18 protein-coding genes are annotated in these 24501 nt (G+C 72.9%); 11 read left to right on the plus strand and 7 right to left on the minus strand.

What is annotated here, in order from left to right:
* The first annotated feature begins 6 nt into the window (after positions 1-6).
* The gene (locus IE251_RS19630; protein WP_189754272.1) at positions 7-2205 is read left to right on the plus strand and encodes a bifunctional glycosyltransferase/CDP-glycerol:glycerophosphate glycerophosphotransferase; all 2199 of its coding nucleotides are present in this window, start codon (positions 7-9) and stop codon (positions 2203-2205) included.
* A gap of 22 nt (positions 2206-2227) precedes the next feature.
* Here IE251_RS19630 and IE251_RS19635 read toward each other — a convergent pair whose 3' ends face one another.
* Positions 2228-2641: an organic hydroperoxide resistance protein gene (locus tag IE251_RS19635; protein ID WP_189754273.1), complete on the minus strand. Its 414-nt coding sequence runs from the start codon at positions 2639-2641 to the stop codon at positions 2228-2230.
* 101 nt (positions 2642-2742) lie between these two features.
* Here IE251_RS19635 and IE251_RS19640 point away from each other — a divergent pair, with 101 nt between their 5' ends.
* Positions 2743-3201: a MarR family winged helix-turn-helix transcriptional regulator gene (locus tag IE251_RS19640; protein WP_189754274.1), complete on the plus strand. Its 459-nt coding sequence runs from the start codon at positions 2743-2745 to the stop codon at positions 3199-3201.
* Here the strand turns inward: IE251_RS19640 and IE251_RS19645 are convergent.
* Positions 3155-4654, minus strand: coding sequence for a glycosyltransferase family 39 protein (locus IE251_RS19645; RefSeq protein ID WP_229896851.1), 1500 nt, complete (start codon positions 4652-4654; stop codon positions 3155-3157). The genes IE251_RS19640 and IE251_RS19645 overlap by 47 nt on opposite strands.
* A 219-nt stretch (positions 4655-4873) precedes the next feature.
* Here IE251_RS19645 and IE251_RS19650 point away from each other — a divergent pair, with 219 nt between their 5' ends.
* The 3 genes from IE251_RS19650 (at position 4874) to IE251_RS19660 (ending at position 7786) form a co-directional block, all read left to right on the plus strand.
* The gene (locus tag IE251_RS19650) at positions 4874-6145 is read left to right on the plus strand and encodes a glycosyltransferase 87 family protein (RefSeq protein ID WP_189754276.1); all 1272 of its coding nucleotides are present in this window, start codon (positions 4874-4876) and stop codon (positions 6143-6145) included.
* A 163-nt stretch (positions 6146-6308) separates the two neighbouring features.
* On the plus strand, positions 6309-7319 hold the full coding sequence (locus IE251_RS19655; RefSeq protein ID WP_189754277.1) for an aldo/keto reductase: 1011 nt from the start codon (positions 6309-6311) through the stop codon (positions 7317-7319).
* Between the two features lie 47 nt (positions 7320-7366).
* Positions 7367-7786, plus strand: a complete 420-nt coding sequence (locus tag IE251_RS19660; RefSeq protein ID WP_189754278.1) for an SRPBCC family protein — start codon at positions 7367-7369, stop codon at positions 7784-7786.
* 102 nt (positions 7787-7888) lie between these two features.
* On the opposite strand, the gene IE251_RS19665 is transcribed toward IE251_RS19660, so the two are convergent.
* A complete protein-coding gene (locus IE251_RS19665; protein WP_189754279.1) occupies positions 7889-8524 on the minus strand; it encodes a TetR/AcrR family transcriptional regulator in 636 nt (211 codons plus the stop codon).
* Positions 8525-8723: 199 nt separating this feature from the next.
* Between IE251_RS19665 and IE251_RS19670 the strand changes: the two genes are divergently transcribed.
* The 4 genes from IE251_RS19670 to IE251_RS19685 all read left to right on the plus strand — a co-directional run bounded on the left by IE251_RS19670 (position 8724) and on the right by IE251_RS19685 (position 14396).
* Positions 8724-9638 carry an ABC transporter permease gene (locus IE251_RS19670; RefSeq protein WP_189754280.1) on the plus strand — a complete coding sequence of 305 codons (915 nt, stop codon included), beginning with the start codon at positions 8724-8726 and terminating at the stop codon, positions 9636-9638.
* Positions 9631-10437, plus strand: a complete 807-nt coding sequence (locus IE251_RS19675; RefSeq protein WP_189754281.1) for an ABC transporter ATP-binding protein — start codon at positions 9631-9633, stop codon at positions 10435-10437. Before IE251_RS19670 ends, IE251_RS19675 begins: the two co-directional genes overlap by 8 nt.
* Before the next feature lie 108 nt (positions 10438-10545).
* A complete protein-coding gene (locus IE251_RS19680; RefSeq protein ID WP_189754282.1) occupies positions 10546-12753 on the plus strand; it encodes a CDP-glycerol glycerophosphotransferase family protein in 2208 nt (735 codons plus the stop codon).
* A complete protein-coding gene (locus IE251_RS19685; RefSeq protein ID WP_189754283.1) occupies positions 12750-14396 on the plus strand; it encodes a glycosyltransferase family 2 protein in 1647 nt (548 codons plus the stop codon). The genes IE251_RS19680 and IE251_RS19685 overlap by 4 nt, the downstream gene beginning before the upstream one ends.
* Positions 14397-14510: 114 nt before the next feature.
* Here the strand turns inward: IE251_RS19685 and IE251_RS19690 are convergent, their stop codons facing one another.
* The gene (locus IE251_RS19690; RefSeq protein WP_229896852.1) at positions 14511-16022 is read right to left on the minus strand and encodes a hypothetical protein; all 1512 of its coding nucleotides are present in this window, start codon (positions 16020-16022) and stop codon (positions 14511-14513) included.
* 99 nt (positions 16023-16121) lie between these two features.
* A complete protein-coding gene (locus IE251_RS19695; RefSeq protein ID WP_189754284.1) occupies positions 16122-21068 on the minus strand; it encodes an NAD-glutamate dehydrogenase in 4947 nt (1648 codons plus the stop codon).
* A 652-nt stretch (positions 21069-21720) separates the two neighbouring features.
* Here IE251_RS19695 and IE251_RS19700 point away from each other — a divergent pair.
* Entirely contained in the window at positions 21721-22287 is a 567-nt protein-coding gene (locus IE251_RS19700; RefSeq protein WP_189754285.1) for a DJ-1/PfpI family protein, read from the plus strand.
* A gap of 128 nt (positions 22288-22415) precedes the next feature.
* Here IE251_RS19700 and IE251_RS19705 read toward each other — a convergent pair whose 3' ends face one another.
* Positions 22416-23084, minus strand: coding sequence for an HAD family hydrolase (locus IE251_RS19705; protein WP_189754286.1), 669 nt, complete (start codon positions 23082-23084; stop codon positions 22416-22418).
* A gap of 48 nt (positions 23085-23132) precedes the next feature.
* Entirely contained in the window at positions 23133-23645 is a 513-nt protein-coding gene (locus IE251_RS19710; protein ID WP_030782933.1) for a DUF6912 family protein, read from the minus strand.
* A 326-nt stretch (positions 23646-23971) separates the two neighbouring features.
* On the opposite strand from IE251_RS19710, the gene IE251_RS19715 reads away from it, so the two are divergent.
* The gene (locus tag IE251_RS19715) at positions 23972-24460 is read left to right on the plus strand and encodes an Rv3235 family protein (protein WP_189754287.1); all 489 of its coding nucleotides are present in this window, start codon (positions 23972-23974) and stop codon (positions 24458-24460) included.
* Positions 24461-24501 lie beyond the last annotated feature (41 nt).

The raw sequence follows: 24501 nt of genomic DNA on the forward strand, positions 1-24501 counted from the left end.
TCCGCCGTGCCCCGCTTCAGTGTGATCGTGCCCTGTTACCGGGTGCAGGGCTTTCTGCCCGAGTGCCTGGACTCGGTGCTCGGGCAGTCCTTCGGGGACTTCGAGCTGATCGCCGTGGACGACCGCTCCCCGGACGACTGCGGCGCGATCCTGGACGAGTACGCCCGGCGCGATGCGCGGGTGAAGGTGCTGCACCTGCCGGAGAACGTGGGCCTCGGCATGGCCCGCAACGCCGGGCTCCCGCACGCCACCGGCGACTACCTGCTCTTCCTGGACAGCGACGACACCCTCACCCCGGGCGCGCTGCGGGCCGTGGCCGACCGGCTCGCCGAGACCGCCGACCCGGACGTGCTGGTCTTCGACTACGCGCGCACCTACTGGTGGGGCGGCACCCGGCGCAACGTCCTCGCGCACCTCCTCGCCAAGGAGGAGGTGTTCACCGCCGAGGAGTACCCGGGGATCCTGGACCTGCTGATGGTGGTCTGGAACAAGGCCTACCGCCGGGACTTCGTCACGGAGAACGGCTTCGCCTTCCCGCCGGGCTACTACGAGGACACCCCCTGGACGTTCCCGGTCATGCTCAGCGCCCGCCGGATCGCCGCCCTGGACCGGATCTGCCTGTACTACCGGCAGCGCCGGCAGGGCAACATCCTGTCCACCACCAGCCGCAAGCACTTCGACATCCACGACCAGTACGAGCGGGTCTTCGCGTTCCTGGCCGGGCGGCCGGAGCTGGCGTCCTGGCGGCCGTATCTGCACCGCAAGATGGGCGAGCACTGCCTGGACATCCTGGCCAAGCCGGACCGGCTGCCGCCCGCCGACAAGGCCGAGTTCTTCCGGCGCACGGCCCGGATGTTCCGCGCCCACCGGCCCGAGGGCGTCCGGGTGGACGGCGAGGTCGCCGTGCTGACCGGCTCCTGGACCGGGTACCGGCTGCGGCGGCAGTCGGCGCGGGCCGGGCGGGAGGCGGCCCGGCGGGCGGGCCGGGCGCGCCGGGCCGCCGTCGCGCGGGCCGGCGCCGGCTGGGCCGCGCTGCACGCCCGCCGCCCGCTGGACGAGAGCCTGGTGGTGTACTCGGCGTCCTCGCACCGGGGCGTGCTCGGCGACCCGGCGGCGATCTACCACGCGGCCCGCGAGATCGCGCCGGAGCTGCGCGGGGTGTGGGTGGTGCGGGACGAGGAGACGGCGGCGGGGCTGCCGGACGGCGTGGAGCACGTGACCGTCGGCTCGCGGCGCTATCTGGAGGTCACCGCGCGCGCGAAGTTCTTCGTCAACGACGTCAACTGGCCCGGCACCCTGGCCAAGCGCCCCGGCAGCGTGCACATCCACACCCACCAGGGCACCCCGCTGAAGTACCTGGGCGCCGATCTGCGGGACAAGCCCGGCGCGCGGCTCGGCTTCGACGTGCCGCAGATGCTGCGCCGGGCCGATCGCTGGGACTACAGCCTGGTCGCGAGCCGTCACGCGGAGCTGGTGTGGGAGCGGGCCTACCCCTGTCACTTCACCTCGGTGCGCACCGGCAGCCCGCGCAACGACGTGCTGGTGCGCGGCGGGCCCGGCGGTTTCCGGGAGCGGCACGGCATCCCGGCGGACCACACGGTGGTGCTGTACGCGCCGACCCGCCGGGACTACCGCCGCGGCGGGTACGTGGAGCGGATCGACCTGGCCGGGTTCGCGGCCGGTCTCGGCGAGGGGCACACGCTCGTGGTCCGGCTGCACCCGTCGCTGGCGGACGGCCCGGCGCGGGGCATGGGCCTGGCGGAGCTGGCCCGGCGCCGGATCGTGGTGGACGCGACCGGTGAGCCGCACCTGTCGGACGTGCTGCTCGCGGCGGACGTCCTGGTCACCGACTACTCGTCCGTGATGTTCGACTACGCCGTCCTGGACCGGCCGATCGTGGTCCACGCCGACGACTGGCCCGCGTTCACCGCGAGCCGGGGCGCCTATCTCGACATCACCGCCGAGCCGCCGGGCCATGTCACCCGCAGCTTCGGGGAGCTGTCCGGGCTGTTCGGCTCGGGCGGCTGGCGGGACGGGGAGTCGGCGCGGCTGCGGGCCGCGTTCCGCGCCCGGTTCTGCGAGTTCGAGGACGGGCGGGCCGCCGAGCGGGTGGTGCGGACCCTGCTGCTGGGCGAGCCGCTGTCCGGCCCGGCGTCCCGGATCCCGGGCCAGTCCGGGTCCCGGGACGCGCTGTCGCCGGCGTAGGGGCCGTCCGTCCGCTCGTCGGTTACTCGATGACGAGGTCGACGTCGATGTTGCCGCGGGTGGCGTTGGAGTACGGGCAGACCTGGTGGGCGGTCTCGACCAGCTTGCGGCCGGTGGCCCGGTCCACCGTGTCGGGCAGTTCGACGCGCAGGGTGACCTTCAGGCCGAAGCCCTCGCCCTGCTTGCCTATGCCCACCTCGGCGGTCACGGCGGCGTCGCTGACGTCGACCTTCGCCTGGCGGCCGACCAGGCCGAGGGCGCTGCCGAAGCAGGCGGCGTACCCGGCGGCGAAGAGCTGCTCGGGGTTGCTGCCCTGGCCGTCGCCGCCCAGCTCGACCGGCATGGCCAGGGCGAGGTCGATCCGGCCGTCGGAGGAGACGGCGCGGCCCTCGCGGCCGTGGGTCGCGGTGGCGACGGCGGTGTAGAGCGCGTCCATGGAGACCATCCCTCTCGGGGTGCGGGGTTCGTTACGACCGCAAGTAGAGCACACAACTAAGTTGTGCACAACTAAATGCCGGGCAGGGCTACCCTGGAGCCATGACCGAACCGGAGTGGCTCCGCCTGGACCGCCAGATCTGCTTCTCCCTGCACGCCGCGTCCCGCGCCTTCAACGGCGTCTACCGCGTCCTCCTCAGGGACCTCGGGCTCACCTACCCCCAATACCTGGTGATGCTGGTGCTGTGGGAACAGGGCGAGCTGCCCGTCAAGAAGCTCGGCGAGCAGCTGCGGCTGGACTCCGGCACGCTGTCCCCGCTGGTCAAGCGGCTGGAGGCGGCCGGTCTGGTACGGCGCGAGCGCAGCGCCGAGGACGAGCGGTCGGTCCTCGTGCGGCTCACCGGGGAGGGCGCGGCGCTGCGCGAGCGGGCGCTGGAGGTGCCGCGCCGGATCATGTCGGCGACCGGCTTCGACCTGTCGGAGATCGGCGAGCTGCGTGAGCGCCTCGACCGGCTCACCGCGGCCCTGGACGAGGCGGCGCGGACGGAGGCCGCGCGCTGACCGGGCGGACGTAGAGCCGTACGGTGACCACGCCCCGCACCGCTTCCTCCCGGCCGGTGAACTGCTGCCAGAGCGTGGTCACCTTCGCCCGTTCCACCGGGTTGCGCGGCACCCAGCGGGCGCCGAGCAGCCGGCGGTCCCCGACCACCCACACCCGGTCCAGCCCCGCCAGCCTGCGGCGCAGCTCGGCCACGCCGGCCTCGCGCCCGTACAGCGTCCCGGACTCCGCCGCCCCCGCCACCCGCAGCACGTCCCGGGTGCCGCGGAACGGCCGGGGATAGGTGAGCGCCACGTTCCGCAGGGCCGCCGGCACGAACAGCACGGCGTCCCCGTCCGCCAGCTCCCGCCCGGCGGCCCGGGAGACGGCCCCCAGGTCGTCCGCCCGGGCCCCGGGCGCGCGGTCGTCGCGGAGCAGGGGGAACTGGTGGACCACCGAGAGCCCGACGGCGGCGACACCGAGGAGGGCGAGGGCCGGGGAACTCGCCGGACGGCGCCAGGCCGGCCGGCCGCGCCGCCACAGCCGCTCCACCGACTCCGCCACCCGCTCCGCCCCGCACGCCACCAGCAACGGCGCCCCCGACAGGGCGTAGAGCACGTACCGGTCGACGTACAACGGTGACGCCTGGGACACCAGCATCAGCACCAGCGGCGGCACCACCGTCACCGGCAGCCCCACCCCCGCGCATGTCGGCTCCCCCCGCCGTCCGACCAGTCGCAGCAGCCCCAGGCAGCCCAGCGCGAGACACACCCAGTACACCGAGTCGGCCGGCCCCAGGAACCTGCGCAGCAGCCCCCCGGCCGTCTCCGCCGTGGGCGGCCGCAGCCACGCCAGCTGCGCCGACTGGCCCCGCGACACCAGCACCATCGGCAGCAGCGCGAGCACGACCGCCGCCGCCGCGCACCCCCAGCCCCGCCACACCCGCCGCCCGGCCCGGGCCAGCGCCAGCGACACCGCGTGGGCGAGGAGCAGCAGCACGGCGAACTCGTGCAGCCAGCAGGTGAGGGAGAGGACCACGCCGTAGGCCCGCCACGCACCGCCGCGCACGGCCCGCACGAACAGCAGCGTCGCCGCGGTGGCGCCGGCCGCGACCAGGGCGTAGGAGCGGCCCTCCTGCGCGTAGTGCCCGGCCATCGGCGTGACGGCGTAGAGCAGTCCGGCCCACAGCCCGGCCCGCGGCCGGACCAGCCGGCGGCCGAGCTCGGCCACCAGGGCCGCCGTGACGGCCGCCGCGCACACCGACGGCAGCCGCAGCGCGACCTCGCCGGGGTGGACGGCCAAGACGGCGTGCAGCAGCAGGTAGTACAGGCCGTGCACCGCGTCCACGTCGTGCAGCAGGTGCCAGATCTGCGGCACCGTACGGCGCCCCACCTGGAAGCTGACGGCCTCGTCGCGCCACATGCCGCCCCGGTCCAGCCGCCACAGCCCGAGGACCAGCATCACCAGCGCGGGCACGCCCGGGACGGCGGCCCGCCGCAGCCGTTCCCAGGCGGGTGGCCGGCTCGTTGTACCGGCCGGTGCGCCCGTGGGCGCGGCGGCCGCTCGACGCGATCGCGGTGTGACAGGAAGCCCGACGTTCACCATGGCCCGATCTCTTGCGATTAGCCAATATTTGCGGAGCTTGACGGCGTATCAGCAGGGATACACCATCCGCACCGCTTAGGCTCCCATGTGATGAACCGTCTCCGTGTCACCCCCGGACCGATCGTCACCCTCACCGCCCTGTGGCTCGCCACCCGCGCCCTGATGCTGTGGCTGACCGCGTACAGCGGCGCCTGGCTGCCGGGCGGGAACGCGGTGACCCGGGAGGTGTGGCGGCTGTACCACCACTGGTACGGCGTGCTCGCGCACGGCTCCTTCCCGGCGCACGACACCCTGTGGCAGTACCCGCCGGGCGCGGGCGCGGTGCTGCTGGCGCCGGGGCTGCTGCCGGGCCTGACCTACTTCCAGGCGTTCGTGCTGCTCACCCTGGCCGTGGACGCGCTGACCGCGGCGGCGCTGCTGCGCGCGGGCAGCCGGCCCGGCCGCAGTCTGCGCGGCGCGGCCCTGTGGACCGGCGGCCTGCCGCTGCTGCTGCACCTGCCGCTGGCCCGCTACGACGTCCAGGTCACCGCCCTGGCCGTGCTCTCCCTGCTGGCCATGGCCCGCTCCCCGCGCGCGGGCGGCGCGCTCGCGGCGCTGGGCGCGCTGGTGAAGGTGTGGCCGGCGCTGGTGCTGCTGGGCACGCCCCGGGGCCGGCCGGCGCGCGGGGCGTGGCTGTCGGCGGCCTGGACCGGGGCCGGGTGCCTGGCCGTGCTCGCGGTGTTCTTCACCCACCCGCTGTCCTTCCTGCGGGAGCAGGGCGGCCGGGGCGTGCAGATCGAGTCGCTCGGCGGTACGGCGCTCAATCTGGCCCGGCGTCTCGGCTGGTCCGGCCGGTCCCGCTACCAGTACGGCGCGGTGGAGCTGGTCGGCCCGCATGTGCGCGCGGTCGCCGTCGCCTCCCTCACGCTGACGGTGCTCTCCTTCGGGCTGCTGGTGCTGTGGCGGGTGCGGGCCCGGTACTGGAGCGAGGCGACACCGTTCGACGCGGCGCTGAGCGCGGTGCTGCTGTTCACGGTCACCAGCCGGGTCATCAGCCCGCAGTACATGATCTGGCTGATCGGGCTGGCCGCCGTCTGCCTGACCTCGCGGCACACCGGTCAGCGGCCGGTGGCGGTGCTCGTGCTGGCGGCGTCCGCGCTGAGCACGGTGGCGTTCCCCATCTACTACCGCGAGGTGATCGACGGCACCTGGGCGGGCTGTCTGCTGATGCTGGCCCGCAACGGGCTGCTGACGGCCGCCGCCGTGCTGTCCTTCGTACGGCTGTGGCGGTCCGCGCGCCCGCCGGCCGGCGCGGCCGGGCCCACGACGCGGCCCCGGCCCGACTCCGACCGCCTCCCGGACCGGGCACTGAGCGCGTCGTAGCGGGGAACCCAAGGGGCCTCAGGGGACCTCACTTGCATTACCCCGCGTCTGCAATTATTGTCGACGACAGTTAAAAGCGCCCGCAATCAAAGGGTCGCTCGTCACTCCACCCGAGTGCCGTTGCGGCCCGGGCGTGGAGAAATCGATCGAAAAGGCACCCCCCATGTCACTGAAGGACCTCCTTCCCGGCCGTCTCGGCTTCGGCACCGCCCCGCTGGGCAACATGTTCCGCGCGATCCCCGACGACGAGGCCCGCGCCACCGTCGAGGCCGCCTGGGACCAGGGCATCCGCTACTACGACACCGCCCCCTTCTACGGCGCCGGCCTCGCCGAGGAACGCCTCGGCCAGGTCCTGTCGACCAAGCCCCGCGACGAGTACGTCCTGTCCACCAAGGTCGGCCGCGTCATCCTCGACGAGATCGAGACCGACGTCCCCGACTTCGGCGAGAAGGGCGGCCTCTTCGAGCACGGCAACCCCAACAAGATCCTCCACGAGTGGACCGCCGACGCCACCGAGCGCTCCATCGAGGGCAGCCTCAAGCGTCTGGGCGTCGACCGGCTCGACATCGTCTGGGTCCACGACATCGCCCAGGACTTCCACGGCGACGCCTGGATCCAGAAGTTCGAAGAGGCCCGCACCGGCGCCTTCCGCGTCCTGTCCCGCCTGCGTGACGAGGGCGTCATCAAGGCATGGGGCCTGGGCGTCAACAAGACCGAGCCCATCGAGCTGACCCTCGCGCTGGACGAGCCGCGGCCCGACGGTTTCCTCCTCGCCGGCCGCTACACCCTCCTCGACCACGAGCACGCCCTCCAGCGCCTGCTGCCCATGGCCCAGGAGCAGGGCGTGGAGATGGTCGTCGGCGGCCCCTACAGCTCCGGCATCCTCGCCGGCGGCAGCCACTTCGAGTACCAGCAGGCCCCGCCGGAGATCATCGAGAAGGTCTCCCGCATCAAGGCCCTCGCCGACAAGCACGGCGTCAGCATCAAGGCCGCCGCCCTGCAGTTCTCCCTCGCCCACCCGGTGTCCGCCGCGGTCATCCCCGGGGCCACCCGCCCCAGCCGGATCGCCGAGGACCTCTCCGCCCTGAACGAGACCGTCCCGGCCGCGTTCTGGCACGACCTGCGCGCCGCCGGCCTGGTCAGCCCCGCCGCGCCGCTGCCCGACGCCGCCTGATCACGCACACACCCACCCCCCACACGGCAAGACCCAGGAGCAAGACCATGGCTTCGACTTCCGTCAGCCGCACCGTCCCCGCCTCGCCCGAGAAGGTCTGGAGCCTCATAGGCGGCTTCGACGCCCTGCCCGACTGGCTCCCCTACATCCCCGAGAGCACCGCGCTCGAAGGCGGCCGGGTACGCCGGCTGAAGAACCCCGAGGGCGAGGTCATCATCGAGCGCCTCGTGGACTTCAACGAGGCGGAGCGGCACTACAGCTACGCCATCCTCCAGGCCCCGTTCCCCGTCAACGGCTACGTCTCCACCCTCCGCGTCCACGCGATCCCGGGTCAGGAGGACGCCGCCGAGGTCCAGTGGTCCGGCCGCTTCAACCCCGACGGCGCCACCGAGGACGAGGTCGTCGACCTCTTCACCGGCATCTACCGCGACGGCCTCGAGGCCCTCCACAAGACCCTCGCCGCCTGACCCCAGGCCGGACCGCACCGCCCCGGACGCGCACCCGCGTGCCGGGGCCGCGGTGTGCCCGGGCCCGGAGGCCGGTCCGGCCCGCTCACCGGCGGCCGTCCGTCACAGCGCCCTGAGGGCCGCCGCCGTGGCCCGGGCCAGCTTCTCCAGGTAGCCCTTCGGCGGCTTCGGGGCGCGGATCACCACCGAGCGCCAGTACAGCGGGCCGGAGATCAGGTCGAGGGCCAGTTCCGGGTCCACCCCGGCGCGCAGTTCGCCCCGCTGTTCCGCCGCCGCCACGATCCGGCTGGCCACGCCCTCCTGACCGTCCCGCAGGGCCTTCTGGAAGGCCTGGGCGAGATCGGGGTTGCGGGCCGCCTCGGCCTGGAGGTCGGGGATGACCTGGGACGCGACCGGGTGGCGCAGGGCGCGGGACGTGACCTCGTACAGCAGGCGCAGGTCGCCCTCCAGGGAGCCGGTGTCGGGCACCGGGAAGCCGGTCACCGCCATCGCGGAGACCACGTCCAGGACCAGGTGGAGCTTGGAACGCCAGCGCCGGTACACCGCCGTCTTGCCGACGCCGGCCCGGCGGGCGATGCCCTCGATGGACACGCGGGCGTAGCCGACGGCGGCCAGCTCCTCGAAGACCGCCGTCCGGATGGCCTCGGTCACGTCCTCCCGGAGCACGGCGGCCCCGGCGGGCGCGCGGCGGCGCGGACGCGCCGGCGGCTCGTCGGCGGAGGCGGCGTTCGTCGTCATACCGCACAGCATAGGCCGTGACGACGAAACGGTTGCGTTCCGACGTGCGCTGCCCTACGCTCACGTTGCGACGATACGGTCCCGTCCCGACGTAAGAGCACGTGAAGAGAAACGTAAGGAAACGCCGGCCGACGGGCACCGCGGCGCTCCCGGCGCGAGCCGGGCGCGGCATCCCCTCCCCCGAGCGAAAGCAGCGGATGTGAGTCAGGTCCTCGACACACCGCCCCCCACCCGGGCCCCGGCCGACGGCGATCTCGCGGCGCTCGCGGCCCGGCACGGCCTGTCGGTCAGCGGCGCCCGCCCCTCCCTGCCGCAGTACGTCCGCCAGCTGTGGGCCCGCCGCCACTTCATCAGCGCCTTCGCCACCGCCAAGCTCACCGCGCAGTACAGCCAGGCGAAGCTCGGCCAGGTCTGGCAGGTCATGACCCCGCTGCTGAACGCGGCGGTCTACTACTTCATCTTCGGCGTGCTGCTCGGCACCAAGCAGAACGTCGCGGACTACGTGCCGTTCCTGGTCACCGGCATCTTCGTGTGGACGTTCACACAAAGCTCGATCATGGCGGGCACCCGGGCGATCTCCGGCAACCTCGGCCTGGTGCGGGCCCTGCACTTCCCGCGCGCCGCCCTGCCGATCTCCTTCGCCCTCCAGCAGCTCCAGCAGCTGCTGTTCTCGATGTGCGCGCTGGCCGTCATCCTGCTCTGCTTCGGCGTGCCGGTCGCCGCCTCCTGGCTGCTGGCCGTCCCCGCGCTCGTCCTGCAGTTCACCTTCAACGCGGGCGTCTCCATGATCATGGCGCGGCTGGGCGCCAAGACCCCGGACATCGCCCAGCTGATGCCCTTCGTGCTGCGCACCTGGATGTACGTGTCCGGCGTGATGTGGAGCATCGACAAGATCGCCGAGCACGACGATCTGCCGCGTCTCGTCACGGTTCTGCTACAGATCAACCCGGCCGCCGTCTACATCGACCTGATGCGGTTCGCGCTGATCGACAGCTTCCAGGCGCACCAACTTCCCCCGCACGTCTGGGCGGCGGCGGTCGGCTGGGCCCTGCTCGCCGGCGTCGGCGGCTTCATCTACTTCTGGAAGGCTGAGGAGACGTACGGCCGTGGCTGAGCACACCACCGAGAAGGTCCCCACCGTCGTCGCCGACCGCGTCGACATCGTCTACCGGGTCAACGGCACCGGCGCGGGCCGCGGTTCCGCCACCGCCGCCCTCAACCGCATCCTGCGCCGGGGGCAGGCCGAGAAGGCGGCCGGCGTGCGCCGGGTGCACGCGGTGAAGAAGGTGTCGTTCGTCGCCTACAAGGGCGAGGCGATCGGGCTCATCGGCACCAACGGCTCCGGGAAATCGACCCTGTTGAAGGCGGTCGCGGGCCTGCTCCCGGTGGAGAGCGGGCACATCCACACCGACGGCCAGCCGTCCCTGCTGGGCGTGAACGCGGCCCTGATGAACGACCTCACCGGCGAGCGGAACGTGTACCTCGGCGGCCTGGCCATGGGCATGTCCCGGGAGCAGATCAAGGAGCGCTACCAGGACATCGTCGACTTCTCCGGCATCAACGAGAAGGGCGACTTCATCACCCTGCCCATGCGCACGTACTCTTCCGGCATGGCCGCACGGCTGCGCTTCTCCATCGCGGCCGCCAAGGACCACGACGTGCTGCTCATCGACGAGGCGCTGGCCACCGGTGACCGTTCCTTCCAGCGGCGTTCGGAGGAGCGGATCCGCGAACTGCGCAAGCGCGCCGGCACGGTCTTCCTGGTCAGCCACAACAACAAGTCGATCCGCGACACCTGCGAGCGGGTCCTCTGGCTGGAGCGCGGTGAACTGCGCATGGACGGACCGACGGAGGAGGTCATGAAGGAGTACGAGGCCTTCACCGGCGAGAGGAAACCGGCGGCGAAGGCGTAGGTCGCGGCCTCCCGGCGGACACGGCACCGGCATGAACCGTTTTATAGGACCTTTATATGACGTTGTGAAAGATGTGCCGGACATACCCAGCCTAAGGAGTCCACCGCGATGCCCCAGTTGAGCGTGATCGTCTATGGGTCGAACGCCCAGGGGCATCTCACCGAACTTCTGGACTCTTTGACGGCCCATCCGCCGCCCGGCACCGAGGTGGTCGTCGCCGCCGTCGGCGACTGGGCGCGGGAGACGGCCGAGGGCCACGCGCCCGGGGTGATCGTCGTACCGCTGCCGGACGGCACGGGTGACGCGGAGGCGCGCGCCGCCGGTGCCGCCCGGGCCTCCGGCCACTGGCTGCACTTCGTCCACGCCAAGGACGGCCTCCCGGCCGGCGGGCCCCGGCTGATCGCCGAGCGCACCGCCGAACTGGACACCCCGGACGGCACGGCCCCCGTCGACGTGCTCCTGTTCGACCACGTGAGCACGGACTGGCAGGGCGCCGGCAGACCCTCCGCCGACGGCCGCCGACTGGCCGCCGCCGGCCGGGCCCCCCGCCCCCTGGACGAGGCCGCCGACCTGCTGCGGCTCACCCCGCTGCTCGGCAACCGCGCCCTGCGCACCGCCTTCTGGCGGGCCCACGAGGAGCTGCACACCGACGCCGACGAGCCGCGCGCCGCCCACGCCGCCCTGCTGGCCGCCGGCCGGGTCGCCTGCCTGACCCAGGTCGCGTACGAACACCGCCTGCCGCGCCCGCAGAGCCTGCCGCCCCGCGCCCCCGAGGACCGGTTCGCGCTCATCGACCGGTACGAGTCGCTGTTCCCGCTCGCCGGGGACCGCCGCGCCACCCACGCGGTGCTGTACGACCTGATGGTGCGTGACCTGGTCACCACCTTCGCCCGCGAGGACCTGCCCGATCAGGTGGCCCGCGAGTTCTTCCGCCGTGCCTCGCTGGCCGCGGTCCGCCGGCGCCCCGAGCACCACCAGCGCCCGGCCGGCCTGGACGGCATACGGCACGCGCTGCTGGAAGAGGGCGCCTACACCCGGTACCGCGCGCTCCAGGCCGCCAACCGCACCCGCCGCGCCGCCCGCGCGACCCTGCGCACCCGCAAGCGGCAGCTGGGCACCAAGGTCCGCGACCAGCAGTACCGGCGCGCGCTGAGCCGCCCGGTCAACCCCGACCTCGCCGTGTTCGCCGCCTACTGGAACCGCGGGGTGGCCTGCAACCCGGCCGCGATCGCCGCCAAGCTCGGCGAACTCGCCCCGCACATACGCCCCGTGTGGACGGTGAGCAAGAAGAACGCGGCCCTGCTGCCGCCCGGCACCGACCATGTGATCCCCGGCTCCCGCCGCTACTGGGAGACCATGGCCACCGCCAAGTACCTGACGAACAACGTCAACTTCCCCAACGCGGTGGTCAAGCGCCCCGACGCGATCCACCTCCAGACCCACCACGGCACCCCGCTCAAGCGGATGGGCATGGACCAGCGGGACTACCCGGCCGCCGCCCAGGGCCTGGACTTCGCCGCGCTGATGGCCCGCGTCGACCGCTGGGACTACAGCCTCAGCGCCAACAGCCACAGCACCCGCATGTGGGAGCGCGCCTACCCGTCCCGCTACACCTCGCTGGACTACGGCTATCCGCGCAACGACGTCTACTACACGGCCACCGCCGCCGACGTCCGCGCCGCCCGCGAGCGCCTCGGCATCGCCCCCGGGCAGACGGCCGTGCTGTACGCGCCCACGCACCGCGACTACGAGGCCGGCTTCACCCCCCGCCTCGACCTGGCCGCCCTCGCCGACCGCCTCGGCGAGAACACCGTCCTGCTCGTCCGCGCCCACTACTTCTACGGCGCCGCCGCCCAGCCGACCGCGCTGCGCCGCTCCGGCCGGATCATCGACGTCTCCGTCTACGACCCCGTCGAGGAGCTGTGCCTGGCCGCCGACGCCCTGGTCACCGACTACTCGTCGATCATGTTCGACTACGCCAACCTGGACCGGCCGATCGTGGTCTACGCCGACGACTGGGAGACCTACCGCACCACCCGCGGTGTCTACTTCGACCTGATGGCCGACCACCCCGGGCAGGTCGCGCGCACCCAGGAGGAGCTGACGGAGATCTTCCGCTCCGGCGCCTGGCGCGACGAGTGCGCGGCCAAGGCGCGGGCCGCGTTCCGCCGGCGGTTCTGCGAGTACGACGACGGACGCGCCGCCGAACGGGTCGTACGGCGGGTGTTCCTCGGCGAGCCGGAGGAGGCGCTGCCCCCGGTCCTGCCCGTCGAGCGGCGCACCCCTGCCCCGACGCCCGAGGAGGCCACCGCATGACCAGCCCCGACGTCACGGTCACGATCATCGTCCACAACGACGCGGCCCGGCTGCCCCGCGCGGTCGCCTCCGTGCGCGCGCAGACCCACGCCGGCATCGAGATCGTCATCAGCGACGACCACTCCACCGACGACACCCCCGAGGTGGCCCGGCGGCTCGCCGCCGAGGACGACCGCATCCGCGTCATCCGGCTGCCCGAGAACAGCGGCGGGTGCAGCGCCCCGCGCAACCGGGCCATCGAGATCTCCCGGGCGCCGTACCTGATGTTCCTCGACAGCGACGACGAACTCCCGCCGCGCGCCGTGGAGGTGCTGCTCGCCGCGCACCAGGAGCGCGAGGTCGACTTCGCCATGGGCGCGGTGCGCCGGGTCCGGGTCGACAACGGACGCCGCTCCACCTGGATGCCCCACCTGGTCGCCGAGCGCCGCACCCTGGAGGGCATCGAGGAGGACCCCCGGCTGCTCTTCGAGCACCTGGCGACGAGCAAGATGTACCGGCGCGACTTCCTGGACCGCCACCGGCTGCGCTTCCCCGAGGGCATCCACTACGAGGACCAGCTCTTCTCGGCGCAGGCGTACTGCCTGGCGAAGGCGTTCACCATCGTCCCGGACCCGGTGTACGTCTGGTACATCGAGCCGTTCGCCGCCGCGGCCGCCGCGTCCATATCCAACCAGCGGGACCGGATATCCAACGTCCGCGACCGGGTGGGCGTCCAGCGGCTGATCGACGACTTCCTGCTCGGCAGCGGGCACGAGGGGCTGCGGGCGGACAAGGACTTCAAGTTCCTCAAGCACGACTTCCGCATGTACGCCGGCGACCTGCCCTACCGGGACGACGCGTGGCTGGCCTCCTTCGCCGAGATCATGAACCCGTACCTGGACACGCTGTCCCCCGAGGCGTACGACAGGCTGCCGCGGGACGAACGGGTGGTGCTGGAGCTGCTGCGGCAGGAACGCACGGCCGAGGTACGGCTCGCGGCGCGCGGCCTGGGGCACCAGGTGGCGCCGCGGCGGGTGACGACCGACGGCGCGGGTGGCCCGTACTGGGGCGAGACGCCGCCGGCGACGGAGCGGGCCCGCCGCGAGCTGGACCTGTCCGAACTGGAGCTGGACAGCCGCCCGTTCCCGACGGCGCGGTTCCGCCACGAGATCACGGACCTGACGTACGACCCCGGCGCGGTCCTCACCCTGACGGTCCGCACCTACGACCCGGGCCTGCGCCTGCCCGTCGGCCCCCAGCGCGCCTCGCTCCTGCTCACCCCCGGCAAGCGCCGGATGACGGTCCCGTTCCGCCTGGACCCGGTGCGCCCCGGCCTCTTCACCGGCACGGTCCGCCTCCACCTCGCCTCGGCGTCCCTCCCCGTCCAGGGCTTCGACGGCCTGCGCCACCCCGTGATCCGCCTGGAACAGCAGGGCCTCGCCAACTCGTCCGTGCTGCTCGCTCCGCTGGACTTCCCGGCGCGCACGGCCCGCGTCCCGCACCACACCGTCACCGTCGAACCGGAACCCCGCAACCCCGGCCGGCTGCAGATCCGCTGGCGGCCGGTGGGGACGACGGCCCGGGTCCTGCGCCCGATGGCCCGCCGGGTCACCAACCCGCGCCTGCGGAACGCCGCGCGACTGGCGGCGAGCGTACTGAAGTAAGGGGCGCGCGAGGCGCCGTCGTGGCGTCTCTCCCCGGCCGGCCGCGGCTCCGTCGTGGCCGGCCGCGCGGTTCCCCGCGCCCCTTCGGAGGCGCTGCCGCCGGTCGGTACCGGTTCAGGGCACCACGCGGTACAGCACCTGTCCCCGGGGCCCCACGGCCGTTTCGTGGAGCCACGGGGCCGGGGCGCCCCCGACCACCCAGCGCACCCCGTACTCGCGCAGGATCCCCCGCCGCTCCTCCACCCCGGCCCCCGCCGAGAAGTACCGTTGCATCGCCGCCTCCCGACGCGCCGCGTCCGGCAGGAACACGTCCGGATAGCCGGGCGCCACGGTGTACGGCCCGTACGCGGGGATCTGCCGGGCCGGGAACCGGCGGGCCATCACCACATCGCCGTACCGCACCCCGGCCCGCATGATCCACTCATACCCCGCCCACGGCTGCCGGTACTTCTCCGCGACCGCCTTGGGCAGCGCGTCCCGGCGCACCACGTACCCGAGCGTCCCGGCCTGCGTCCACGCCCCCGCCACCAGCGCGACGAGCAGCACGCACGCCCACCCCCGGCGCACCGCCCACCGCCCCGCCGACACCGCCTGGAGCGCGGCGGCGAGCTGGGCCGGGACCAGCGCGGCGGGCAGCGCGCGGCCCCAGGAGTAGTGGCCGCTCAGCCCGCCCGCCGCCACCATCAGGACACCGAGGACGAAGAACAGGGCCAGCGGATCCCGGCGGTCCCGGCGCAGCCGGAATCCCAGCGCCACCACCCCGGGCAGCACATACCCGAACCGCCCGGCCAGGTCCCGGTACAGCGACCGGTGGACCGCCTCCAGGTCCCCGCCGGCGGAGAACAGCGCGAAGAAGTCGTAGTACGGCCACAGCCACAGCACCAGCAGACCGGTGAGCACTCCGGTCCCGAGGCGGAGCAGCGTCGCGCGCGCCGGACGGGCCCCGGCCACCATGGCCAGTCCGCCCAGCGTCGCCACCACCCCGGTGAACTGGTGGCACAGCAGGATCCCCGCCCACAGCACCCCCAGCGCGGCCCCCGCGCCCCACCCGGCCGGTCCGCGCGCCGCCCGGGTCAGCAGGGCCCAGAAGTGGAAGGTGAGCCCGAGCGCGAACACGCTGGGGTACGACACCGTCAGGGCCAGGGAGTTCAGCCCGAGGAAGCCGCTCCAGGCGAACAGGTCCGGGCCCCACAGGAACAGCAGGCTCAGCAGGGCCAGGGCGGGGGCGGCGCGGTGTGCGGTGAGGGTGCGGACGTAGCGGTGGACGCCCGTCACCAGCAGCGCCAGTCCGGCGAGCGCGGCCAGGCGCAGGACCACGAAGACGGACAGGCCGGTCAGCTTGGCGACGATGCCGAGCAGCAGCGTCCACGGCGAGTAGTACGGGCTCGGCGTGTCGGCGTCGATCAGCGGGTTGCCGGGATGCACGAGGCTGTGCCGCAGCCGCTCGACCGTGGCCGCGTGCATGCCCAGGTCGCCCGCCCACGGCAGCCGGACGACGACCAGGAGCAGCAGCACCAGGACCAGTGCGGCGGCGCCCTGCGCCGAGATCCGTCCGGCGCGGGCCACCGGGTGGCGCGGCGCCGCCGTACGCTGCTCCGGTTCGGTGTCGGATGTCGTGGTCTGCATGATCCACCGACCCTACCGCCGTCCGTGTCCGCGTCACCCGGACAGACGAAAGACGCCCGGGGCCGCCGCGGGCCCCGGGCGCCTTTCACACCGTGCGGACTACGAGTGCGTGCGCAGCAGCGTCCGCATCGTGCGCATCGCCACCGACAGGTTGGCGAGGTCGAACGAGTCCGAACCGCGGATCTCGTCCAGCGTGGTGCGGGCCCGGCCCAGCAGCGCCGCGTTCTTCTCCTCCCACGCCTCGAACCGCTGCTGCGGCGTCGAGGTGCCGTTGCCCACCGCGAGGATGTCCGCGGTGAGGGCCGCGTGCGCCGCGTACAGGTCCTCGCGGATGGAGGCGCGGGCCATCGACTGCCAGCGGTCGGTGCGGGGCAGCTCGATGATGCGGTCCATGAGCTGGGTGATGTCCAGCCGGTCGGCGAGGTCGTAGTACACCTCGGCGACGTCCAGCGGCTCCTTGCCCATGCGATCGGCCACCGACACGATGTCGAGCGCCGGGAAGGCGGAGGAGAAGCCGGCCACGCGGGTCGCCAGCTCGTCCGGGACGCCGGCCGCGGACAGCTCGTCGTACACGTGCTGGTACCACTCCAGGTCCGCGCCGCGCAGCAGCTTCGGCAGCTCCTGCCAGACCCGCTCGACCCGGTCGGCGAAGAACTCCACCGTCTCGGCGAGCTGGACCGGCTGCGGCCGGTTGTTCAGCAGCCAGCGCGTGCCGCGCTCGACCAGGCGGCGCGAGTGCAGCCGGATGCGGGTCTGCACGGCCGCGTCGACCTTGTTGTCCAGCGCCTCGACGGCGTCCCACACCGGAGCCGCGCAGAAGATCACGCGGGCCGCGGTCTGGGCGCGGACGATCTCCTCCAGGGAGGCGCCGGTCTCCTCGCGCAGCCGGTGCAGATACGTCGTGCCGCCCGTGTTGACCGTGTCGTTGACCAGCACCGTGGTGGTGATCTCGCGGCGCAGCGGGTGGTTGTCGATGGCGTCGGCGAACCGCTCGCGCAGGGCCGTCGGGAAGTAGGCGTGCAGCAGACCGCGCAGGTACGGGTCGTCCGGCAGCGAGGTGTGCAGCAGCTCCTCGGCCACCGTGATCTTGGTGTACGCGAGGACGACGGCCGTCTCCGGGCCGGTCAGCCCCTGGCTCTGGGCGAGGCGCTCGCGGATCTGCCGGTCGGTCGGCAGGAACTCCAGCGCCCGGTCCAGGTGGCCCTCGCGCACCAGGTGGCGGATGAACCGCTGCTGGGCGTGGAGCATGTCCTTGGCCTGGGACAGCGCGTTGGCCAGGGCGGTGTTCTGCGCGTAGTTGTTGCGCAGCACCAGCGCGCCGACCTCGTCGGTCATCTCGGCGAGCAGCTTGTTGCGCTGCTTGACGGTCATGTCGCCGTCCGCGACCAGGCCGTTCAGCAGGATCTTGATGTTCACCTCGTGGTCGGAGGTGTCCACGCCGGCGCTGTTGTCGATCGCGTCGGTGTTGATCTTTCCGCCGTGCCGGGCGAACTCGATCCGGCCGAGCTGGGTCAGGCCCAGGTTGCCGCCCTCGCCGACGACCCTGGCCCGCAGGTCCTGGCCGTCCACGCGGATGGCGTCGTTGGCCTTGTCGCCGACGTCGGCGTGGGACTCCGTCGACGCCTTGACGTACGTGCCGATGCCGCCGTTCCACAGCAGGTCCACCGGCGCCTTGAGGATGGTCCGCATCAGGTCGGCCGGGGTCATCTTGGTGACCTTGCCGTCGATGCCGAGGGCCTCGCGGATGTGGCTGTTGAGCGGGATCGACTTGGCGGTGCGCGGGAAGATCCCGCCGCCCGCCGACAGCAGGCTCGTGTCGTAGTCGGCCCAGCTGGAGCGGGGCAGCTCGAACAGGCGGCGGCGCTCGGCGTAGGAGGTGGCCGCGTCCGGGTTCGGGTCGATGAAGATGTGCCGGTGGTCGAACGCGGCGACCAGGCGGATGTGCTCCGACAGCAGCATGCCGTTGCCGAACACGTCACCGGACATGTCACCGATGCCGACGACCGTGAAGTCCTCGGTCTGCGTGTCCACGCCCAGCTCGCGGAAGTGCCGCTTGACGGACTCCCAGGCGCCGCGCGCGGTGATGCCCATGCCCTTGTGGTCGTAGCCGGCCGAGCCGCCGGAGGCGAAGGCGTCGCCGAGCCAGAAGTCGTAGCTGTTCGCGACGTCGTTGGCGATGTCGGAGAAGGTCGCGGTGCCCTTGTCGGCGGCGACCACCAGGTAGGTGTCGTCGCCGTCGTGCCGGACCACGTCCCGCGGCGGCACGACCTCGCCGGCCACCATGTTGTCGGTGATGTCGAGCAGCGCCGAGATGAACGTCTTGTAGCTGGCGATGCCCTCGGCCAGCCAGGCGTCGCGGTCCACGCCCGGGTCGGGCAGCTGCTTGGCGACGAAGCCGCCCTTGGCGCCCACCGGCACGATCACGGTGTTCTTCACCATCTGCGCCTTGACCAGGCCGAGGATCTCCGTACGGAAGTCCTCGCGCCGGTCCGACCAGCGCAGACCGCCGCGCGCGACCTTGCCGAAGCGCAGGTGCACGCCCTCCACCCGCGGCGAGTACACCCAGATCTCGAACGCCGGGCGCGGCGCGGGCAGGTCCGGGATGGCCCGCGGGTCGAACTTCATGGAGACGTAGTCGTGCGGCTCGCCGCCCGGCCCCTCCTGGAAGAAGTTGGTGCGCAGGGTCGCCTTGATGACGGTCAGGAACGACCGCAGGATGCGGTCCTCGTCCAGGCTGGCCACCTGCTCCAGGGCCGCGTCCAGCTCCTCCAGCAGGGCGTCGGTGATCTCCACGCCGGCCTGCTGCCGCTCCGGGGACATCCGGGCCTCGAACAGGGAGACCAGGAGCCGGGTGGTGTGGACGTTGTTGCGGAGGGTGTCCTCCATGTAGTCCTGCGAGAAGGTCGAGCCGGCCTGCCGCAGGTACTTGGCGTAGGCGCGCAGCACCATCGCCTGCCGCCAGGTCAGCCCGGCGCTGAGCACGAGGGCGTTGAAGCCGTCGTTCTCGGCCTTGCCGGTCCAGGTCGCGGCGAACGCGTCCTGGAACCGCTCGCGGCCGTCGTCGCCCAGGTAGTCGCCGTTGCCGCCGCCGAGCGACTTCGGCATGCGCAGGCCGAAGTCGTAGATCCAGGCGGTGGTGCGGTCGGCGCAGCGCATCTCGTACGGCCGCTCGTCGGTGACCTCGACGCCGAGCCGGCTCAGCACCGGCAGCACCTTGGACAGCGAGACCGTGCCGCCCTTCTGGTAGATCTTGAACCGGCGCTCGTCGGGCGCGGCGCCCACCGGCTCGTACAGGCTCAGCGAGAAGGCCTTGTCCTCGCTCAGCTGCTCCAGGTGGACCAGGTCGGCGACGGCCGCGCGCGGGCTGTGGTCGGCCTTGTAGCCCTCCGGGAAGGCGTGGTTGTAGCGGCGCAGCACCTCGGCCGCGCGCTCCTCGCCGCACTCGGCGGTCAGCGCCTCGGCGAACGCGTCGGCCCAGGAGCGGGCCGCCTCCACCAGACGGGCCTCGATGCGTTCCTTGTCGGCGTCCGACAGCTCGGGCAGCTCGGTGCCCTGCGGGACGCGGACCACGAAGTGCAGCCGGGAGAGGATCGACTCGGTGTTCCAGGCGGTGAAGTCGACGCTGGTGCCGCCCAGCTCCTCCTTGAGGATGTCGATGATCCGCAGGCGCACGCCGGTGGTGTAGCGGTCGCGCGGGAGGTAGACGAGGGCCGAGTAGTAGCGGCCGTACTCGTCCTGGCGCAGGTACAGCCGCAGCCGGCGGCGCTCCTGGAGGTAGAGCACGCTGGTGACGATGGCCTGGAGCTCGGCGACCGGCGTCTGGAACAGCTCGTCGCGCGGGTAGGTCTCCATGATCTGGAGCAGGTCGCGGCCGTCGTGGCTGTGCGGCGAGAAGCCGGCCCGGGCGAGCACCTCGTCCACCTTGCGGCGGATCACCGGCACCCGGCGCACGGACTCTGTGTAGGCGGCGGAGGAGAACAGGCCGAGGAAGCGGCGCTCACCGATGACGTTGCCGTCCGCGTCGAACTTCTTGACGCCGATGTAGTCCAGGTACGACGGCCGGTGCACGGTGGCCCGGCTGTTGGCCTTGGTCAGCACCAGCAGCTTGTGCTCGCGGGCCTTGGCGCGGGCGTCGGCCGGGAGGCGCTCGAAGGAGGGGCTGACCGGGTGCTGGTCCTCCTTGGCGTGGTGCGGGTCCGAGCGCAGTATGCCGAGACCGGTGCCGGGCACGGCGGCGAGCGTGTCGTCCTCGCGCAGCTCGTACTCGCGGTAGCCGAGGAAGGTGAAGTGGTCCGCGGCCAGCCAGTGCAGCAGCTCGCGGGCCTCCGCGACCTCGGGGCGGGGCAGGTCGGCGGGGGCGGGCTCGCTCTCCAGGCCGTCGGCGATCCGGATCGCCGAGTCCCGCATTTTCTCCCAGTCCTCGACGGCCTCGCGGACGTCGGACAGCACGCGGAGCAGGTCTGCGGAGATCTGCTTCAGGTCGGCGCGGTCGGTCTCCCGGTCGATCTCGACGTGGATCCAGGACTCGACGTGCGCGTCGTGCGGGAGGTCGTCGCCGACGGGCGGGGTCGGCAGCACCTCGAGCAGCTTGCCGGTCAGGTCCCGGCGGACCACGAACTGCGGGTGGATGACGACGTGGATGCCACGCCCCTGCCGCGTCAGCTCGTTGGTGACCGAGTCCACGAGGAAGGGCATGTCGTCGGTGACGACCTCCACGACGGTGTGGCTGCACGTCCACCCGTTCTCTTCCACCGTCGGGGTGTGCACCCGCACGTTGGCGGTGCCCTGCGGGCGGTTCTCGGCGAGCCGGTAGTGCGAGACCGCGGCGCCGAAGACGTCGACCGGGTCGCGGTCGGCGAGGTCTTCGGGGGCGGTGTGCAGGTAGTAGCGCTGGAGGAACGCGAGCACGGATTCGCTGTCCGGGGTGCCGGGGGTGCCCTCGCTCGTCGTCCCGGTCGGTAGGTGCCCCCCGACCGGGCTGTTCTCAGCTACCCGGGCGGCCCTTTCGAGCAGCTCGGCCTTGGCTTCGTCCAGCTTGGTCTGCATTGTCCTCTGGCTCCTGTCGCGCGCCGTTGCGTGACGTAGAAGGAAGTTCTGTCTCTTCCCTTGCGACACAACGCCACGTCCCGGGGTGTCCGGTCTCTGTCGACGGTATGCCGCGAGGTGAGATGAGCGGGGAGAATCCGGCCAATTTCATGACGCCGGACGAGTGTGACGCTGCTCTCGGCAGCGCCGTGAACCCGACCGTTTCCGGCGCCGCGGAGGCGTCCGCGCCCCCGTCCCGCCCGCGAAGACCAGCGACCGCCGCCCGGTCACGGAGACGAGCCGTGCAACCCGGGCGCAGGGCGGGAGCAGGATCGCCCCCGCGGGATATCGCGCTGATCACGCCACAAGGCTATCGCTCTTGCCCCGGGGCGCGTCATGAGCCGCATGTGTACAAAACCGAGTGGTGAAGTTTGACGTTCTGCACAGCGATAGGGGCGGGGAGGGTGACGTATCCGGCCACCGGCGCGCACGGCCCGCCGCCGGGTCATCCGGTCGCGTCCCCGCGTCCGCCGCCGCACTCTGAAAACCACCGGGTCCTCTTGGCAGGCGCGCCCGGCGGGGGGCACGGTGCCTTGAGTCCGCCACGGGTCCCGGCGTCCCGCCGCGGAGCGCCGAGTCCCACCCTCACGCACGGAGTCTGCGAGGAACCGACATGCCCACCAAGATCCTCATCGTCACCGGCGACGCGGCGGAGTCCCTGGAGGTGTTCTACCCCTACCAGCGGCTGCGCGAGGAAGGCTACGAGGTCCACATCGCGGCCCCCTCCCGCAAGACGCTCCGCTTCGTCGTCCACGACTTCGAGCCCGGCTACGACACGTACACCGAGAAGCCCGGCTACACCTGGCCCGCCGACCTGGCGTTCGCCGAGGTCGACCCCGGCGAGTACGCGGCCCTGGTGATCCCCGGCGGCCGGGCGCCCGAGTACCTGCGCAACGACGCCGAGCTGCGCAAGATCCTCAAGGCGTTCTTCGACGCGGACAAGCCCGTGGCCCAGATCTGCCACGGCCCGCTGCTCACCGCCGCGGTCGACTCCCTGCGGGGCCGCCGGGTGACGGCCTACCCGGCCCTGGAACCGGACATGCAGGCGGCCGGCGCGGACTTCCAGGACACCGAGGCGGTGGTCGACGGCACCCTGGTCTCCTCCCGCGCCTGGCCGGACCACCCGGCGTGGATGCGGGAGTTCCTGAAGGTGCTGCGGGCGGCCGCGCCGGCGAGCTGAGGCCGGGTACCCGGTCCCGCCGCAGGGCCTGGGCCGCCTCGCCGGGGCGGCGGGCACGTCGTGGCCGGGGCGCGCGCTTCCCCGCGCCCCGGCCACGCCGCTGTTTCCCGCGCTTCCCCGCGCCTCGGTCACGCGGCTATTCTCCGCGCCTCCGCGACCGCCTCGGCCAGGGAATCCACCACCGGCACCCCGACCCCCTCCAGGCTCGCCCGGCTGTGCGACCCCCCGCTGTACAGCACGGCCCGGGCCCCCACGTGCCGGGCCGCGACCGCGTCGTCCGCCGCGTCCCCGATCACCACGGTCCGTTCCGGCTCGGCCACCCCCGCCAGCGCCTTCAGATGCCGCACCATGTGCTCGGCCTTGCTGCCGCCGGACGGCCCGGTACGCCCGTCGATCCGTACGAAGTGCGGCTCGATGCCGAAGCCCCGCACCACCGGCACCAGTTCCTCGTGCCCGTACATGCTCAGCAGCGACTGGCTGTGCCCGTCCGACCGCCACCCGGCGAGCAGTTCCTCGACCCCCTCGGTCAGCCCGCACCGCACCCGGTGCTCGGCGTAGTGCCGGTGGAAGGTGCCGTCCATCAGCTCCCACTCGGCGTCGCTCGGCAGCCGGCCCAGCAGCCGCTCGTAGAACTTCGGCACCGGTACGCAGTACAGCGAGCGGTACTGCTCGAGCGTGATCGGTGCGAGTCCCAGCTCGGCGAAGGCGGCGTTCGTCGCCCCTATGATCGCTTCATTGTCGTGGAAGAGGGTCCCGTTCCAGTCCCAGACGATGTGCGCGCTTTTGTGCGTCCCCATGCCCGAGACCGTACCCTTCGCCACTGACAATCACGGCGTCGGCCGAGGTCAGGCCCGTCCGACCAGGTTGGGGATCTCCTGCGTGGCGTACCACAGCAGTTCGTGGTCGTCCGCGCCGTCCACGACGAACCGGGCGTCGTCGTCCCCGCCGTCGGCGGCCGGGAGCGCCCGCGCCGCCGCGGCCACGTCGGCCTCCGCGTCCTCGGCGTCGACGTGCACGGCGGCCGCCTTCGCCAGCGGCACCGACACGGTCACGGTCACCTGGCCGAGGGCGGAGGGTTCGAGCCCGCGGTCCGGGTCGGCCTTCGCCGCGCCGTCGGGCACGTCCACGGCGACCACGACCCGGCGCCGTACCGCGTCCGGGTCCGCCGCCAGCAGCCGCAGGGAGGCCAGCGCGGCGCGGCCGAGCGCCGCGTACTCCAGCTCCTCGATGTCCTCGGAGAGGTACCACTCGCGCAGGGCGGGCGTGACGGCGTACGCGACGAAGGGGCCGCTCCCCAGCTCACCCGTCCTGTGCGCCTCGGCGAGAGCGGGGAGGGTCAGGGGGACGTAGACGCGCATACTGGCCGCTCTTTCCTGGTCAAAGGCTCCGCTGGGGCCCCGGGGAGGGCGGCTGGCGCGTCCCCCGGAGGGCCTTCAGGATACGTGCGTCCGTCCCCTTTCGGGCCCCTGCCCACTCCCGTCGAGAGGTCAGCCTCAGGCCGCCGGTTCACCCTCTCCGGCCGCTTGCCCACGGGGCCCGGGACCCTTGTCTCACCCTGATAGGTGAGCTTTCCCCGCACGCGCCCCCGGCCGTCCCTTGCTTGCCCGCGCCTTCCGCGCCCCGTACAAGATCCCCACCACTTGTTACCGCCCGGTACCCCCGGGCCGGCCGAACGGGGTCCCCCATGAACAAGGTCATGAGCCGAACCGTCCAGCCCCGCCCGCGGCACCGCCCGCCGACCCGCCGCGACACCCGCCGCCCCGGCGGAGCGCCACCCCGTACGGCCGGCCGCCCGGCGGGCATCCGCGCCCAGAGCCCCCGTACGGCCCCGCAGGCAGCCGCGGGGCGGCCCCGGCCCACCGACCTCTTCGCGGACCGCCTGCTCGCCGTCCTGAGCGGGCAGCGGCCCGTCCACTGGATGCTCCGCCACACGGCGGGCCGCGCCTACGACGACCTCGCCCGCCTCGCCGAACGCGGCCCCCTGCGCACCCGGGGTCCCCGCGGCATCCGCCCGGTCGTCCAGGACATCGGCTACTACGTCGCCGGCGAGGGCGCGCTGGAGGTCTTCGCCCGGGTCGCCACCGGCGACCGCCTGCGTGCCATGGCCTTCCGCCTGGAACGCGGCGAAGACCTCCGCTGGCGCTGCACAGCGGTGGAAACGGGTCCCGTGTGAGTCCCGGGTGAGTCCGGGTGAGCCCGTGTGACGCCCTTCCC

Origin of the sequence: Streptomyces eurythermus, assembly GCF_014649115.1 — a bacterium.
In the GTDB taxonomy this organism is placed as follows: domain Bacteria; phylum Actinomycetota; class Actinomycetes; order Streptomycetales; family Streptomycetaceae; genus Streptomyces; species Streptomyces eurythermus.